At 55.2% G+C, this 15,820-nt stretch carries 14 protein-coding genes and 2 pseudogenes; 6 read left to right on the top strand and 10 right to left on the bottom strand.

The window, feature by feature from the left end; genetic code table 11:
• Positions 1 to 4: 4 nt before the first annotated feature.
• Together HZZ01_RS13145 and HZZ01_RS13140 are read right to left on the bottom strand one after the other, a co-directional pair.
• The gene (locus tag HZZ01_RS13145) at positions 5 to 913 is read right to left on the bottom strand and encodes a polyprenyl synthetase family protein (RefSeq protein ID WP_179898370.1); all 909 of its coding nucleotides are present in this window, start codon (positions 911 to 913) and stop codon (positions 5 to 7) included.
• A 209-nt stretch (positions 914 to 1,122) separates the two neighbouring features.
• On the bottom strand, positions 1,123 to 1,653 hold the full coding sequence (locus HZZ01_RS13140; RefSeq protein WP_179898369.1) for a YtfJ family protein: 531 nt from the start codon (positions 1,651 to 1,653) through the stop codon (positions 1,123 to 1,125).
• A 173-nt stretch (positions 1,654 to 1,826) separates the two neighbouring features.
• Here HZZ01_RS13140 and HZZ01_RS13135 point away from each other — a divergent pair, with 173 nt between their 5' ends.
• Positions 1,827 to 2,054 (top strand): hypothetical protein, encoded by a 228-nt coding sequence (locus tag HZZ01_RS13135; RefSeq protein ID WP_179897987.1) that lies wholly within the window; start codon positions 1,827 to 1,829, stop codon positions 2,052 to 2,054.
• Positions 2,055 to 2,096: 42 nt separating this feature from the next.
• On the opposite strand, the gene HZZ01_RS13130 is transcribed toward HZZ01_RS13135, so the two are convergent.
• The 3 genes from HZZ01_RS13130 to HZZ01_RS13120 form a co-directional block, all read right to left on the bottom strand.
• Complete coding sequence (locus HZZ01_RS13130; RefSeq protein ID WP_179897985.1) at positions 2,097 to 2,774, bottom strand: pirin family protein; 678 nt, start codon at positions 2,772 to 2,774, stop codon at positions 2,097 to 2,099.
• Positions 2,775 to 2,900: 126 nt separating this feature from the next.
• Positions 2,901 to 4,631 carry a DUF2534 family protein gene (locus tag HZZ01_RS13125; protein ID WP_179897983.1) on the bottom strand — a complete coding sequence of 577 codons (1,731 nt, stop codon included), beginning with the start codon at positions 4,629 to 4,631 and terminating at the stop codon, positions 2,901 to 2,903.
• A gap of 57 nt (positions 4,632 to 4,688) precedes the next feature.
• Positions 4,689 to 5,096 (bottom strand): DUF2946 domain-containing protein, encoded by a 408-nt coding sequence (locus HZZ01_RS13120; protein ID WP_179897981.1) that lies wholly within the window; start codon positions 5,094 to 5,096, stop codon positions 4,689 to 4,691.
• Positions 5,097 to 5,315: 219 nt separating this feature from the next.
• Between HZZ01_RS13120 and HZZ01_RS13115 the strand changes: the two genes are divergently transcribed.
• From HZZ01_RS13115 to HZZ01_RS13100, 4 genes and pseudogenes are all read left to right on the top strand, one after another.
• Positions 5,316 to 6,254, top strand: a complete 939-nt coding sequence (locus HZZ01_RS13115) for a D-2-hydroxyacid dehydrogenase (protein WP_179897979.1) — start codon at positions 5,316 to 5,318, stop codon at positions 6,252 to 6,254.
• A gap of 160 nt (positions 6,255 to 6,414) precedes the next feature.
• Positions 6,415 to 6,884: pseudogene (locus HZZ01_RS13110) on the top strand (resolvase); the annotation flags it as partial.
• 55 nt (positions 6,885 to 6,939) lie between these two features.
• Positions 6,940 to 8,819, top strand: a pseudogene (locus tag HZZ01_RS13105) (phospholipase effector Tle1 domain-containing protein).
• Positions 8,810 to 9,454 carry a DUF2931 family protein gene (locus HZZ01_RS13100; protein ID WP_179897977.1) on the top strand — a complete coding sequence of 215 codons (645 nt, stop codon included), beginning with the start codon at positions 8,810 to 8,812 and terminating at the stop codon, positions 9,452 to 9,454. The pseudogene HZZ01_RS13105 and the gene HZZ01_RS13100 overlap by 10 nt, the downstream one beginning before the upstream one ends.
• 189 nt (positions 9,455 to 9,643) lie before the next feature.
• Here HZZ01_RS13100 and glsB read toward each other — a convergent pair whose 3' ends face one another.
• The 5 genes from glsB to fucO form a co-directional block, all read right to left on the bottom strand.
• Complete coding sequence (gene glsB, locus HZZ01_RS13095; protein ID WP_218928192.1) at positions 9,644 to 10,597, bottom strand: glutaminase B; 954 nt, start codon at positions 10,595 to 10,597, stop codon at positions 9,644 to 9,646.
• Positions 10,598 to 10,641: 44 nt separating this feature from the next.
• Positions 10,642 to 11,841 (bottom strand): MFS transporter, encoded by a 1,200-nt coding sequence (locus HZZ01_RS13090; RefSeq protein WP_179897973.1) that lies wholly within the window; start codon positions 11,839 to 11,841, stop codon positions 10,642 to 10,644.
• A gap of 174 nt (positions 11,842 to 12,015) precedes the next feature.
• Complete coding sequence (locus tag HZZ01_RS13085; protein ID WP_179897971.1) at positions 12,016 to 12,186, bottom strand: hypothetical protein; 171 nt, start codon at positions 12,184 to 12,186, stop codon at positions 12,016 to 12,018.
• Positions 12,187 to 12,290: 104 nt separating this feature from the next.
• Entirely contained in the window at positions 12,291 to 12,464 is a 174-nt protein-coding gene (locus HZZ01_RS13080; RefSeq protein WP_008924737.1) for a GhoT/OrtT family toxin, read from the bottom strand.
• Between the two features lie 308 nt (positions 12,465 to 12,772).
• Positions 12,773 to 13,921 carry a lactaldehyde reductase gene (gene fucO / locus HZZ01_RS13075; RefSeq protein WP_179897969.1) on the bottom strand — a complete coding sequence of 383 codons (1,149 nt, stop codon included), beginning with the start codon at positions 13,919 to 13,921 and terminating at the stop codon, positions 12,773 to 12,775.
• A 257-nt stretch (positions 13,922 to 14,178) separates the two neighbouring features.
• Here fucO and HZZ01_RS13070 point away from each other — a divergent pair, with 257 nt between their 5' ends.
• The gene (locus HZZ01_RS13070; protein WP_179897967.1) at positions 14,179 to 15,816 is read left to right on the top strand and encodes a dihydroxyacetone kinase subunit DhaK; all 1,638 of its coding nucleotides are present in this window, start codon (positions 14,179 to 14,181) and stop codon (positions 15,814 to 15,816) included.
• Positions 15,817 to 15,820 lie beyond the last annotated feature (4 nt).

The raw sequence follows: 15,820 nt of genomic DNA, 5'->3' as shown, positions 1-15,820 counted from the left end.
ATCCTTAACTGACGGCAGCGAGTTTTTTCTCAAACCAGGCCTGAACAAAATGATGAGTGGCATAACCGTCCTGGCAGGCCGAGAGCAGATGCTCGCTGGCGCAGCGCAGATGATCGCGCAGTCGCGTTTCCACCGCCTGTGGCCCCAGCAGATTCACCAGCGTCGATTTCCCCTCATCCTGATGGGCATCTTTGCCGGTATCAGCCATGCCGTCGGTGAGATCGTCCAGTAGCTGAAAAGCCTGACCGAGATTAAGTGAAAACCGGTGCAGCTGTTCGCGTGCCTCTTTCGGGACTTCTGCCACAATAGAGGCCATCTGCATGGAGGCACAGAACAGCGTGCTGGTTTTGTAGTGATTGGTCATCAGAATGGCGTCGGCGCTGCGGGGCTTATCACCTTCTGAGAGATCTTTAAACTGGCCCTGCACCAGACCCTGCATGCCGACCGCGTGAGATAACTCCGCGACCGCGTCTGCCCTGGCAGCGGCTGTTAAGCCTTCTGCCATGGCGACTACGCCAAATGCTTTACTCAGCAGGGCCACTGCGGCCAGAATCGCCACATGTTCGCCATATTGGCAGTGAATGGTCGGACGTCCACGGCGTAACTGCGCATCATCCATGCAGGGCATGTCATCCAGAATCAGGGAGGCGGCATGGACCATCTCCACAGCACAGGCAAGATCAAGCAGCCCGGTGGGCGTGGCGTTGCAGCCGAGATCGCGCGCAGCCAGTAATAGCAGCAGCGGGCGAATGCGCTTTCCCGGTGCCAGCGCACCGTCGCGCATGGCAGCGCCCACCAGGTCACGTTCACTCTCAACCGGTAAAAGCTGATCAAGTCGTTGCTCAATGTCGTTTAACAGGCTGGCTGCATCACTGTGGTTGAAATTGACGTGTTGTTCTGCACAGACCGTCATCATGGCTGTCCTTATCTACAGAGGAAGTCGCAGCAGGTCGAAATTCTTCGATGCCATCTTCAATAATCGTCCCCGACTGCCACAGCATAGTTGGCAGGTTTTCAAAGAACGGCGGGTGATTCCATTACAACTAAGCGTAGTCCACAGTATCAAAAATGTCGGCAAATTCAGCAGCATTCCGCGTTTCGCAGTGGGTCATTCTGCCTGAATCAGCCCAGTAATGCGCGCAGCGCTTTCATCACGCTGGCAACATCCTCATCAGATAATGCGCCATCTTTAGCGAAGCGCACAATCCCCTCTGGATCAATGACCACAACGGAGGCACCTTCTGGCTGAAGATGCCAGCTATGGGCGGTCACACCGCTGCTGTCGATAATGAATTGCTGCCAGGGGTCAGCTTTTTTACTGGAAGCGATGCTGCGCACCACAAAAATGGCACTGCCCGGAAGGGCATCGTCAGTATTGACGATGGTGGTGGTCTGAAATCGGTCGCGTGGCAGACTGGCTCCCTGCAGGGCTTTAATTAAGGGTTCACTCTGATCTTTCGCAGAAAGACGCCCTGCCACATGAATCACCAGACGCACTTTTCCGGTCAGGGTCTGACTGTTCCAGCGTTGATAAGTGATGTCACCCTGATTCAGCATCATTTCGCCTTTATCGGCAACGTAGACGGGTGGTACAGGCTGGCCTGGCGTCAGGGTGTGAGCAGTGGCAAAGCCGGAAAACAGCAGGGCAATCATCAATCCATAATGGCGCACGGGTTCCTCACTTCTTTTCTCGTTTTGCATCAGGCGAGGCGAGCTATCTCATTAGCAGGCAGAAGATTAGTACCACATCTATGTTTCAGATCAATAAAACCATTTAAGAACTGGGCTGAAAATACAGGGAATAATTTGTTAGCAGGAGGTGGAAAATGAGTACAGCACTGATGACGTTACCTGAATTTGCCCGTTATATCGGCATCGCCACCCCAACGCTGGCGCGCGCCTTTTGCTGCCGGGGATCGCTGGCAGGGGTGCCGCTGCCACAGGCGCTGGATAATGCACCGTTGACGCAACGCCATTGGCTCCGTGACGATGTCCGCCAGTTTGATCATGCTTACAAACGGGTTCAGGCGATGCAGCAACGTAAAACGCTTTAAGCGCGGAACAGAAGAATAGCGCGGGAACTTTCCCGCGCTTTGTTATGCAAAATTATCGGCTTTCACCAGGAAGCAGACCAGATTGGCATCGCGGTCGCCCACGATCTCAATGCTGGAATCCAGACTGCTGACGGCATCACCGCGACCCAGTCGCTGGTCGCCGATGCGAATAATCCCTTCAAGCACGGTGAGATAGGCGAAAAAGCCCGGCATCGATGGCACATTCAGCGTCTGGTTGCGTTCCAGCAGCGTGTCGTAGATATAGACTTCCTGGCGCAGTTCCAGCGGAGCGTCAGACTCTTCCGGCCCGGCCAGTTCGGTCCATCCATTCGTCATGATGCCCTGATCGCGCTCCAGCACCTGAGTCATCGCTTCACCGCCCGGTTGCGATGGCCGGATAACCGCCTGCAACAGCTCCGCTTCATACAACGGCACTGACTCTTCGTACTGAACGCCATCACCCGCATTCACCACCATTACCCGTTTGGCGGAGAGCTGGGTACGCTCGCCGTTGCTGTCCTGATGTTGCATCGACCCGCGCCACAGATAAGTAAACACTTCTTCATCCTGATGATGCTGCATCGGGATCCGGGCATCCAGTTTCAGTGACATCAGGTCAATACTGACCAGCGGGCTGAACGCCTCGCCAGGCCGCTGACGGCGGACGGTAAAAGGACCGTATTCAAAAAGTTGTTCAGGATTTGCTCGCACAATGTTCATGGTTAGCTCTTAAATAAAGTGACTCATAACACCGATCATAGACCTCAGGCGGAGAATGAGAAGCCGGGAGATTTGCCCGGCTTTGTCAGTTATTTTGATTAAAGCACAGTCTGCTGTGCTGGCAGCTTACTTGCCCTGTTCGTCACTTTCACCCAGAAAGAAATACCAGAGCGGAATCGACAACAGTCCGGTGAAAACCGTGGAGTAGAGCAGGATCATCATTGCCTGAGTGATATACATGGTCAGCGACCAGTGGCTGAAGGGGATCTGATACTGATCAATCACGCCGCCAATCATCGCATTCGCCATCACCGAAATGACGATCAGCGCCAGCACCGTCACGCTGCGCAGAAAATAACGCATCTCTTTGCGCTTACCGGCAAAGCGCGACTGAACAATGGCCAGTGGCGATTGCTTATCCGGCGCGATTTCTACCTGGACGACCGACGCGCGTTGCGCGCTGCGCCAGCGCTGAATATCCAGCAGTATCAGGACAAGCAGGCTGACACCCATGACGGGCAGGGCATAGCCCAGCGCCAGCATCACGATCAGGCTGGTGCCCTGCGCATAGCGCGGCAGTGCCAGCCAGGCGGCTAACAGCGTCTGCGATGGGCTGAGTTGCGGAACAGCCGGGCGGCGTATCCACCACATGCGATAGCCCAGCACAATCATCGTGCAGAGTCCAAAGCCGAACAGCGCCAGAATCAGCTGATTAGGCAAACCAAACAGCACACCCATATGGGCATCTACGCCCCAGCGGGTCAGTTTCGCCACCAGTGGGAAGCTGGCAAACTCAACACGATCGACCACGCTGAAATCAACCGGATTAATGGAAACCGCATCGACCTGGCTCGGCCAGCTGCGATCAATCTCTGAAACCGTCCATGCCTGTTCAGCGTTCTTAGGCTGGCGCAATTCCAGTTTCGTGGCATGCAGTCCGGCCTGACGTGCAGCAGCCAGTGCCTTATCCCAGCTGATATCAGGCTGATTCAGGATTACTGGCACAGCGGTTTTCGCTGGCATGGTCATTCCGGACATCGTCATCCCTTCCATCGTGCCACGGTGATCAGCATGCGGGTCAGCGGCTTCGGCAGGTGCGTCACCGTTAAGTGCAATATTGACCTGCGGCGTTGTCCAGCCAAAGTCGCTGCGCATCTTATCGATGTTGTTGCCCGCCCACTGTGACCAGGTCAGCCCCGTGACTGAGAAGAAGACCAGGCCGATGGCCAGCAGCAGGCCCAGCGTAACGTGCCAGTGACGCATTGCTGCAAAGCCGCTGCGCACTTTCTTACGGGTGCGGGGCGTGCGGGTGCCCGCCCATAAAACGATCCCGCCCAGCGCGGCGACCCACAGCCACGAAGCCGCCAGTTCACTGTAGTTACGGCCAAAATCACCCAGCAGCAGGCCGCGATGCAGCTGATCCAGCCACATGCGCAGGGGCAACACGCCGCTGGTGCCATACACCGTCATATCGCCTTTCACCTGCAGGGTGTAGGGATCGATAAACAACGAGCGTGACTCAGATGGGCCCAGCTGAGGCTCAGCAAACTGCACCCGGGTTGTATCCTGTGGGCCCGGTGCGGGACGCACGGCGTAAATGCGTGCGGTTTCACCGGCTCGGGCACGAGCAGCGGCAATCTGCGCTGACAGCGGTTGTGCTAAACCTTGCGCGTCAGTAGTCAGGGCATCATGGTAAATCGCCTGTTCCAGTTGCGGTGTCAGAACGTAGAGCGTCCCAGTGAGGGCGGCGACAAAAATGAACGGCGCAATAAACAGGCCAATATAAAAATGCAGGCGGCGAAACAGGTTAAAAACGGTGCCGCGTGGTGCAGGGGACATTTCCCGATGAGAGGACATAGCATTCCACACTTTTTAAAAGACAAAGGCGATCAAGTGACGCTGTCACGCAATCGATTAAGTTAACATTGAGTGTGACGTGAAACAGGGTGGTGCGCGTGGTCGATGAAGACGCAGTAGCCGTCGCCAGTGAGGCGGGTTAATGGCTGAAGGCGGCGGGGCGCGGCTGATCAGACACATCCACCAGATGAAAGGAATAAATACCCAAAGCATCAGTGGCACATGTACCAGTAAATCACAGTAGCCACAGGCAAAGCCCTGACCCATCATCATCCCGTGGTCCGACATGGCCATCTCGCTGTGATGATCCATCATGGGCATCTCTGCACTCATGACAGCGGCATCCTGCATTGAGGCACGATGTTCAGCCAGATTCTTTGAGATCATCGGGGCAATAAACAACAGCAGTACGGCCAGTATCGCAATACCGGCAGTAAGTTGTTGTGTGAAGGAGGATCTCTGCATTATTTGAACGCGTATAAGGGGCCATAATTCAGGGCGGCAGTGTAACGCGAAGGGGATAAAAGGGTTAAATAAAGTGGCATCTGTTCCGAAAAAATTCGCACTCTTTGAACATATTCACTTTAATTTCAGCATCATTTAACTTAGTTGTTACCCACGCAACACATACAAATAACATTAATGATTCGGCTGCGTTTAAACCGAATCGGTTAAGGACTGAGAATGAAAATTGTCATGCTGGATGGTGATACGCTGCCTTTATCGCTGCCGACCGGGCAGCAAGATGCGGACTGGGAGATTCGCGCGCAGACCCCGGTCAGTGACATCGTGTCGGCGCTTACGGGTGCGAGTGTGGCTATCACCAACAAAGTGCCGCTGCGTGCTGAGACCCTGGAGCAGCTACCCGAACTGCGATTTATCTGTGTCGCCGCGACCGGTTATGACTGTATCGATCTTGATGCCTGTCGTGCCTGCGGCATCGTGGTCAGTAATGTTCCGGGCTACTCAACCCAGAGCGTTTCAGAGGCGGTGATCGCAGCGATTTTTTCCCTGCGCCGTCAGATAATGGCTTATGCCAGCACTACACGCATCGATTGGCCACAGGCTCAACATTTCTGTCTGCATCGACAGCCGATAGGCGATATTGGGGGCGCTACGCTGGGTATCGCGGGCAAAGGCGATATTGGTCAGGCTGTCGGCAGGCTGGCTCAGGCGCTGGGAATGCAGGTGCAGTACGCCGAGCGCAAAGGAAGTGACAGAGTGCGTGAGGGTTATGTCAGCTTTGAACAGATGCTGGCGACCAGTGACATTATTTCGCTGCACTGCCCGTTAAGTGACAGTACCCGCCAGATGATCGATCGCGCGGCGCTGGAAAAAATGCTACCGCATGCGCTGCTGATCAATACCGCTCGCGGCGGACTCATTAACGAGGCCGATCTTGCTGACGCGTTGGAAGAAGGTGTGATTGGGGGCGCGGCGCTGGATGTGCTAAGCAGCGAACCGCCCGCAATCGATAACCCGCTTCTGAGGGATTTACCCAATCTGCTGCTGACGCCTCACATCGCCTGGGCGAGTCGCAGCGGCGTCGAGAATCTGGTAACTGGCGTAATGGACAATATTGAGGCCTTTATTCAGGGCGAGCCGATTAATGTGGTCAGCTGAAACGGACGGGATAGGTGTCATGCCCGACTTGGCTTCAGGAACAGAAAGGATTCTGGCCAGTGAAAAAGAACAGCACGCCTGTGCCTCATAAGGCGATATTCCGGCAATTTCTGACTTAGCCGGATAATGCCCGGGATGTTATGGCGCTGTACTTGCCACAAGAGTTCCGCTTTTGCTGGTTGAGCAGATAGACCACCTGACCCGCCTGAGCAACGGCGACTGGATGACACTGAAAAAGCAGATAGAACAACATGAGCTGCGGATTGTCAGCCTGGATGTCCCCACCTCATGGCAGTCGTTGTCAGATAAAGATCCTTCGCAGGCTGACCCAATCACCCGCGCCGTGATAACCGCCACCAATCACATGCTTAGCGACCTGATGGCCGCGATGTCACATAAAGACTGGCTGAGCCGTCGCCAGCGCCAGAAGCAGAGAATTGAACGGGCCCATTCGCTGGGTAATTACCGGGGAAAACAGGCCGATCAGGAACGGCATCAGAAAGTCCTGTACTACCGGCAGGTAAAAAAATGAGTATCCGCGAAACCTCAGACGTAACGGGCTACAGCCTTTCGCAAATCTGCCGCATCCAGGCACTGTACCGGCAATCAGAAGCCGAAGATTCTGGTTAAGTCATGAGTAAGGTATGATGTGCTGATTTTATAACCACTTTGTTCATGAGGGATTATGGCAACGGGATTCTTTTTGTATCACCTGGACAGAACCACCTGCGGCGGGCGCATTCTGTCGGGGGCGGAGGATGATACTTATGAAATCGGCGGCATTGAGCGCCAGCGGGTCAGGGAGGGTGATCCGGTGACCTGCGGGAAGCATCCCGGGCGCTTCCAGGTCTGTGGCGGCATGGGGGATACCTATGAAGTCGGCGGCGTGCTGAAAGTGTGGGCGGGGTCTCTCGACAGCTACAGCTCCTGTCCCTGCCGGGCGAAGTTTATTCCTTCCGTCGAGACTCACACCTATGAGAGAGATTGCAACGCCGGGCTTGCGGCAGAGCGGACACAGGCTGCTGAGAGAAAGGCGCAGCAGTCCGTTGAGCCTGAGCAGTACGCGCAGGCGGCGAAGAAAAAGAAACGGGAAATTACGCTGACGATAGGAGTGTTCTTCGACGGCACCGGCAACAACGCGGATAACAGTGCAGACCGTCAAAAGGCCTGCACCGGTGAACATTTTGGGCTGAATGATGCCGATGCCCAGTCTGCTTTAATTCAGTGCACCCGGCTGAAACGGGGTTACAGTAGCACTGCTGCTGGCAGTTATCTCGGTTATTACACCAACGTGCACTGGCTCAATATGCTGTATACCACCGATTTTCCCGATGACGGAACGCAAGGGCAGCAGGCTGTTTATATCGAGGGGATCGGCACAGAACGTGGAGAAGGTGACAGCACTTACGGAATGGGCACCGGACGGGGCGACACCGGTGTGGTGAGAAAAACGGACAAGGCTGTTGCGGCACTGGCTACTGCTATCAAAGACTATTTAGCCAGGCCATCCGAAACTGATGTGGAACTCGTCAGGGAATTGCAGTTTGATATTTTCGGCTTCAGCCGGGGAGCGGCTGCGGCGCGACATTTTGCCAACCGGGTATTCAGTCAGGACAGCGCGATTATTGCGGCGATTAAAGCCGGACTGGCTGGCAATGAATTTTCCGGTACGCCCGGAGGTAAAACCCGCTTTCTGGGGATATTTGACACCGTGGCAGCTATCGGAACGCCGGTTAACGGCCTCAATCCGCACAGCGCGGACACCGGCGAGGTTAATCTGGTGCTGCACCCTGGCGTTGCGGAGAAGGTTTTTCATATCACCGCGCAGCACGAGTGCAGGTTTAACTTCGCGCTGAACATCGTGAAGGCGGCGTGGCCGGAGCTGGCCCTGCCCGGTGTTCATTCCGACATTGGCGGCGGCTACAACCCTGACGAGCACGAAGCCTGTTTCCTGACCCGGCCGGAGTTTGAAACGGTGCCGCTTTCCACCCCGGATACGGAAACGCGAATTTACCGGCAGATCCGCACGCAGCTTAAAGCGATGGATAGTTATCCGGCGATATCACCGCTGCTGAATGCGGTGGTGGTAGATGCGGACACCTGGTATGACGACAGGCTGGCCACTGACCGCTACGGCACGCAGCAAAAGCGCAGCGGTGCCGCGCTGGTGATTGACCGCCCCACGCGTAATGACTGGTCGAAGGTAGTGCTGCGGGTGATGCTCGATGCGGCGCAGGATGCGGGAGCGGTATTTGATCCTATTCGAGATACAAATGCAGAATAAAACTTCGACGAGAACTCAATAGTTTGTGTGAAAAAGCGATAGTGATGGGCCGTGCCATAAGAAGTGGTAAGTCTGCACCCGGCTTCACTACATCAGAAATCCTGATGCTGGCCGAAAAATATATTCACTGCTCAGCCAACTGGAACAGCGTGGTGCGGGACGGTCAGGGGATGATCAGCGGAGCGGTCAAACCGGCGAAGCTGGTGACGTTCACCAACCGGCCGGACGAGCGCTGGCAGCGGACGGTCTACGATATGGACGGGAATAAAATATGGAAATAATTCGTCTGGCCGGTCTGATCCTGGTGCTTGTGCTGACGGCCTGCCACGGAACTGACCAGCCCAATACCTCAGTCAAAAATGATATTCCGACTGAGTGGAAATTTAACTTTTTCACGCCAAAAGCACTGCCCGCGGTGGTAACGTTCGCCGTTGTCCAGGGGACTGACGGAACGATTTATAGGTTTAATACTCTCGATAGCACGAAGGCTCTGAATGGCGTGATTGGTGAATGGAATGATAGTACTCGCGCCCTCAATGGGCACTGGAATCACGTTGATAACGCCCCAAAGCATATTCTTTTTTGTTGGGACTCGGTGATAGACAAAAAGGTGTATGAAACCCACTTGACTCTTCCTGAGAGCGTTGTGGAAAAAATGCAGAATCCTTATGGGGAACATGATTCACATAATACTGTGCAAATTGGGTTGGCTCCTGAGGGGAAGGTTGCTGTCTGGTTAAGCGGGGTAGCTCGGGGGGAAATTAGTTATCGCGTAACGCCATCAGTTATGAAAACAGTGTCTGGAGATAAACTGGATATTTGCAAAGGGGTAACCAAGAGCGATTTTTCTTATGGATATGACAAAGATATAAAAGATTTCATCAAAGGGAAAAACTACCCTTACGGAAACTGGTAACCCACCAATTACCCCCGAAGGACCTTCTTAAGATCCTTTGGGTTTAATGGTCAATTTTTAGCCTTAACGTACAATATTTTCCATTTCCCAAACGAAGCCCCATAAGGATAATTCAAATCAGCTTGCAGGAATAATGGGACTCCATTGCATTTCATCATGGCGAGCCTGTCACTCCCGCCCTCAACAAAGTCAAAATATCGAACGGCCCAGCTTGTCGGTCAGTAACTCCAGCACAGCGGTCCCGGCCAGTGAATTACCGGCGCTGTCCAGCCCAGGCGACCAGACGGCAATACTCATCTCGCCTGGAATAATAGCGATAATCCCGCCTCCTACACCTGACTTAGCCGGCATCCCGACCCGCCATGCGAATTCGCCTGCGCCATCATACATCCCGCTGGTAATCATCAGCGCGTTGATCTGCCGCGCCTGGCGCGGTGTAATCATCTGGCTGCCATCCAGCGTTTTGCCCTGATTTGCCAGATAGATAAATGTGCGAGCCAGCTCAACGCAGTTCATCGACAGCGAACAATAATGGAAATAGGTCTGCATCACGCTGGTGACATCGTTATCGAAATTGCCAAACGACTTCATCAACCAGGCGATGGCGGCATTGCGGGCAGAATGTTCAAATTCAGAGCGGGCAACGTGGCGATCATAGTTGATATCGGGCTGCTGGCTAAGCTGGCGCACAATTTCCAGCATTCGCTGACGCGGGGCGGTCAGTCGGGTCTCAAGCAGATCGCAGATCACCAGCGCACCGGCATTAATAAACGGGTTGCGCGGCTTTCCCTGTTCCAGCTCCAGTTGCACCAGCGAATTAAAGGGCTGGCCTGACGGCTCTTTACCGACACGCTGCCAGATTTCACTGTCCTCATAGCGGGTCAGCGCCACAGTCAGTGACAGCGCTTTGGAGATCGACTGAATCGAAAAGCGCGTCTCAGCATCACCTGCCTGAAAGAGTGTGCCGTCACGCAGACAAACCGCGATCGCCAGATTGTCAGCAGCCACATCCGCCAGCGCAGGAATGTAGTTAGCCACTTTTCCCTGACGGACCAGCGGGCGCACCTGATCCAGGATTTCCTGCAGCAGAGCATTATTCAGTTCAGACACGCACCTTCTCCCATCGATTTTCGCTGACCGCATTCGCGATCAGCAAGGCGTTAATTGTTAACGGCTAAGCCGCATTTTTAGCTGATAGGTTTTGACTGCGCAGCCAGCGGAGACAGCAGCATCTGGCTCAGGCTCAGTAGTGTCAGCACGCTAAAGGGCAGCGTCCAGTTACCGCTCAGCTCATGCAGTATGCCAAAGAACAGTGGCCCGAGCGCCGCCAGTGCATAACCCACACACTGCGCCATGCCCGACAGCTGCGAGGCCTGGCGATGATTGGTGGCGCGCAGATTAAACAGCGAGAGACAGAGCACCAGCGATGCCCCTGCGCCCAGTCCGGCCAGTGTCAGCCACACGGCAGCCCACTGCGGATTAAGCAGCAAACCCAGCATGCCGAGGAAAATACCTGATGAAGCGATGAATGCAGTAAGCCGGGCATCTTTGACCCGCTTCAGCGCCACCATACAGCCCAGGTTAGCGACAATTGCTATCGCCTGATACCAGAACAGCAACCAGCCTGCGCTGGCCTGACTGAAACCATTATCCTGCGCAAATACGGTAAACCAGTCGATCAGGGTATAAAACGCCAGCGATTGCAGCGCCATAAAAAACGCGATTTGCCAGCCGCCAGCCGATCGCCACGGATGACGATGTGCAACGGGCGCGCCGGTTGGCGCTAAGGTTGATTGCCGCTGACGTAACAGCGGCAGCCAGGCGAGCAGCGCAATCAGCCCTGGCAGCGCCCACACGACCAGCGAGAGTCGCCAGCCCGCTGTGGATAGTTGGCTCAGCGGCACAGCAATGCCGGAAGCCATACTGGCGGTAATCGACATGGTGGCGGCATACAGGCCAATATATTTGGCGGTATGGGCGGTAAAATCGCGTTTAATCAGTGGCGGTAGCAGCACGTTGGCGGCGGCAATGCCTGCGCTAAGCAGCAGTGTTCCGCCCCACAACGCGGCTTCAGCGGGGTGCCAGCGCAACAGGGAACCGGCCGTGATCAGGCACAGCGCGCCCCATAGACTGCGCTCCAGCCCAAGGTGATTTCCCAGCCAGGCGGCGGGTGGGGCGAGCAGAGCAAACAGCATCAGGGGAATAAAATTAAACAGGCCCGCTTCACCGGCGCTGAGTCCAAAGGTCTCGCGGATATCCTGAAGTACCGGACCCGCGACGGTAATCGGTGCACGGAGATTTGCCGCAGTGAGCAGCAGGACGAACAAAAAAAATGTGGCGCTGGAAAACGCAGCGAGCGGTTTAGCAGGGTGTCGTACAGGCTTCATGGCAGGAATCATCACAGGCAGCAGTACTGCGGGGGCGTTGCTTGACGTTAACGCTTACGCATCAGAATTGATGTCTGGGCGCTACTTTACTGACCGGTCAGCGGAGTGTAAAGCCTTGTTATGCGATGAAATAGCGCAAATGCGATCTCGCAGCACTGTTGGCCATTATATCCATCAGTGGAATGCAGGTTCAGGGAAGTGACCGCAGTCATTCTGGCTGGGATTGGTTCCGGGCTGGCAGGTCTGCTGACGGGTTTCGGCCGCAGGGACCGGTTTTTCAGCGTGCCACGGAGCACTGCAGGCACTGAGAAGAGACACCAGAATCATCACACTGACAACGCGCATAGCCTCTCCTTATTAACCGTCATGAATAAGGTCACGTCGGAGATCGGCGGTTTACAGGTCAGAGACGTCTTACCTGAGTGTGGCTGCTAAGGGGAGTCTGTCAACTAAAACAGCGCAAACATCAGCGCGACAGGAAAACTCATCGGCCAGGTCGCACCCACTAAAAAGGCGCTCAGCAGTTTGATACTCAGCTTATCTTTGGCGATGAAGAACGTGATCAGCGTAGCGACCAGTGCAACAACGGCATAGAAAATGAGCATACCCTGGTACAGTGTCATCGTGATCTCCGCAGCGTCATGAAGGCTTTCGCTGCGCATGATGCGGATTTTTGTGATCCAGATCAAGAGGGGAAGGGTTTAGCATCTAAAGAAATCATGGGTTAAGTTCCTGTATGTTCTCTGTACGGCATTATTACTGCGGGCGATTTCAGGCTGAAACCAGACCGCAAAAAGCCGCTGAAACCTTTGCTGCTAACGCGCGTGCCTCGTAACACCCGATGGCGAATACTCCGGGGTTAATCTTTCGCAGGACGTAAAAAAGCCCGCAAGCCGCGGGCAAGATATGACAGCGCAAAGAAGGGCGTGACTTAACTCTGGCGGTACAGCGCCATCACCTCTTCCAGGTCAGGCGTCCGTGGGTTGCCGCCGGTGCAGACATCATCCAGCGCCGCCTGGGCCAGTGCAGGGATATCCGCCTCCTGTAAGCCCACTTCACGCAGAGAGCGCGGAATACCCACATCGCGACAGAGCTGACGAACCGCGGCCACCGCCGCTTCCCGCGCCTGATCCAGCGACATGGACGCGACCTGTTTCACCCCCATTGCGCGGGCGATATCGCGATATTTTTCGCCCGTACTGGCGGCATTCCATGCCATCACCTGTGGCAGCAGAATAGCGTTCGCTACACCGTGCGGCACGTTATAAAAGGCACCCAGCGGATGTGCCATGCCATGCACCAGACCGAGACCGACATTGGAGAAGCCCATTCCGGCGACATACTGTCCCAGCGCCATCTGCTCAACCGCCATAATGTTACCCGCCACCGATTCGCGCAGCGACTGGCTGATAATTTCAATGGCTTTGAGGTGCAGCATGTCGGTCAGCGTCCATGCACCGCGCGTGATGTAGCCCTCAATCGCATGGGTTAACGCATCTATGCCGGTCGCGGCTTTCAGCGAAGCGGGCATACTCGCCATCATTTCCGCATCAATAATCGCTACTTTCGGAATGTCATGCGGATCGACACAGACAAACTTACGACGATTCTCTTCATCGGTAATGACGTAATTAATCGTCACTTCTGCGGCCGTGCCTGCGGTGGTCGGGATTGCGATGATAGGCACACACGGATGGCGGGTAGGCGTGACGCCTTCCAGACTGCGCACGTCTTCAAATTCAGGATTATTAATAATAATGCCGATTGCCTTGCTGGTATCCTGGGGTGAACCACCGCCAATCGCGATCAGGTAGTCGGCACCTGAGTCTCTGAACACCGCAACGCCCTGTTGCACAACCCGGATGGTGGGATTGGGCACCACTTCATCATAAACCGACCACTCAAGCTGGTGCTTATCCAGCAGATCGGTCACCTTCTTCAGCGCACCCGCAGCGACCAACGCTTTGTCAGTGACGATCAGCGCTTTTCGCATCCCACGACGCGCGACTTCTTCCGGTAAATGACGTAAAGCACCTGCGCCAAACCAGGCGGTTTCGTTGAGAATCATACGTTGGGTCATTAAAACATCCTCTGTTAACAAATGAATTTTTACCATGCGTGATTCCCGGTTCTGCTTCTGAGCAGAACCTCTCAGTTCCGGGTAAAGACAGTTGATATAAATCAATCAATTAGTAAAAAATAGTGTGCCTGGGTCAGCCACTTTTGTGCGTGATGTCTCACATCAGACGCATCGCCCTTTCGGGGGTTTCTCACTATCAGCCGAGGTATGTAACACTGATTCACCAGCAACCCCGCACGCCCATGAGGAATGAAGACATGACCCGATTCGTAATGAATAAAAAGGATGATCTCGTCAACAGCGCGCTGGATGGCATGATTTATGCCAGTCCGTGGCGCAATCTGGTACGGCTGAAGGTCGATCCACACATTCGCATCGTGATGCGCAAGGACTGGAAAAAACAGCAGGTCGCGCTCATTTCCGGTGGGGGATCCGGCCATGAACCGGCGCATGTCGGCTTCATTGGCAAAGGGATGCTGACGGCAGCAGTCTGTGGGGATGTGTTTGCCTCTCCCAGTGTTGACGCGGTTTATAACGCTATCATCAACATTACCGGTGAGGCGGGATGTCTGCTGATTGTGAAAAACTACACCGGTGATCGCCTCAACTTTGGGCTGGCGGCTGAAAAGGCCCGAAAAGCGGGATTCAGCGTCAATATGGTGATTGTCGGTGACGATGTTGCGTTGCCCGATAATCCCCAGCCACGCGGCGTAGCAGGCACGTTGCTGGTGCATAAGGTGGCGGGTTTCGTCGCTGAGCGCGGTGATGATCTTTCGACGGTGACCGGGGCGGCAGAGGCCGCCAGTCGTGCAGTCGCAACGATGGGCGTTGCACTCTCAAGCTGCCATCTGCCGGATGAACAGACCGGCCAGCGTATCCCTGACGGCAGCGTTGAAATGGGACTGGGGATCCACGGTGAGCCGGGTGTTGACGTGATGCAAACCCAGAACAGTCAGCAAATTGTGCAGCATCTGCTGGAGAAGGTGATGCCGGGCAACGACCAGCCACGCGCGCTGCTGGTGAATAATCTTGGCGGTATGTCCGCGCTGGAGATGAGTCTGGTTACACAGGACCTGATTGAGTCGCCACTCAGCCGCGGCAGCGATTATCTGATCGGCCCCGCTCCGCTGATGACCGCGCTTGATATGAAAGGCTTTTCCGTCACCTGCATGACACTCACGCCGCAGTTTGAAGAGGCGATCTGCGCGCCGGTTGAGGTTAGCGGCTGGGTTCCGGCGGTTAAGATAACGCCGTTGCAGCCAGTTGATGCGACAAAAGAGGCAACAGCGCATCCGCAGGAACCTTCCGATAACCCGACAGTCGCGGCGATTGTAAACCGCATTTGTGAAACGCTAATCGCCAGCGAAAGCGAGCTGAACAAACTGGATGCCCAGGTCGGTGATGGCGATACCGGCTCAACCTTTGCTGCTGGCGCGCGCCAGATCCAGCGTGAATGTGCAGACAAAAAGCTACCGTTGAATGTTTTGCCCGATCTGCTCGCGGTGACGGGTGAGCGACTTGCGACAGTGATGGGCGGCTCCAGCGGCGTGCTGATGGCGATCTTTTTCACCGCTGCCGCGCAGCAACTGTCAGAAGGTGGGGCGCTTCCCGAAGCCCTGCAGCAGGGTCTGGAAAAGATGAAGCAGTATGGCGGGGCACAGCCCGGCGATCGTACGCTGATTGATGCGCTGCAACCCGCAATCGAGGCGCTGGTGGCGGGTAAACCGCTTGCTGATGCAGCTGATGCGGCGCAACAGGGCAGTGACGCGACCGCCAGCATGGGGAAAGCAAAGGCAGGACGATCATCTTATCTTAATAGCGCCAACCTCAACGGCGTGCCCGATCCAGGTGCCGTTGCGGTTGCCAGAGTCTTTGCGGCATTAAAACAGCGTTAAGCTT

This window comes from Pantoea sp. WMus005 (assembly GCF_013415305.1).
Classification (GTDB): domain Bacteria; phylum Pseudomonadota; class Gammaproteobacteria; order Enterobacterales; family Enterobacteriaceae; genus Pantoea; species Pantoea rara.
Note: the sequence above shows the minus strand (reverse complement) of the source record. Positions and strands in the feature narration are given on the sequence as shown.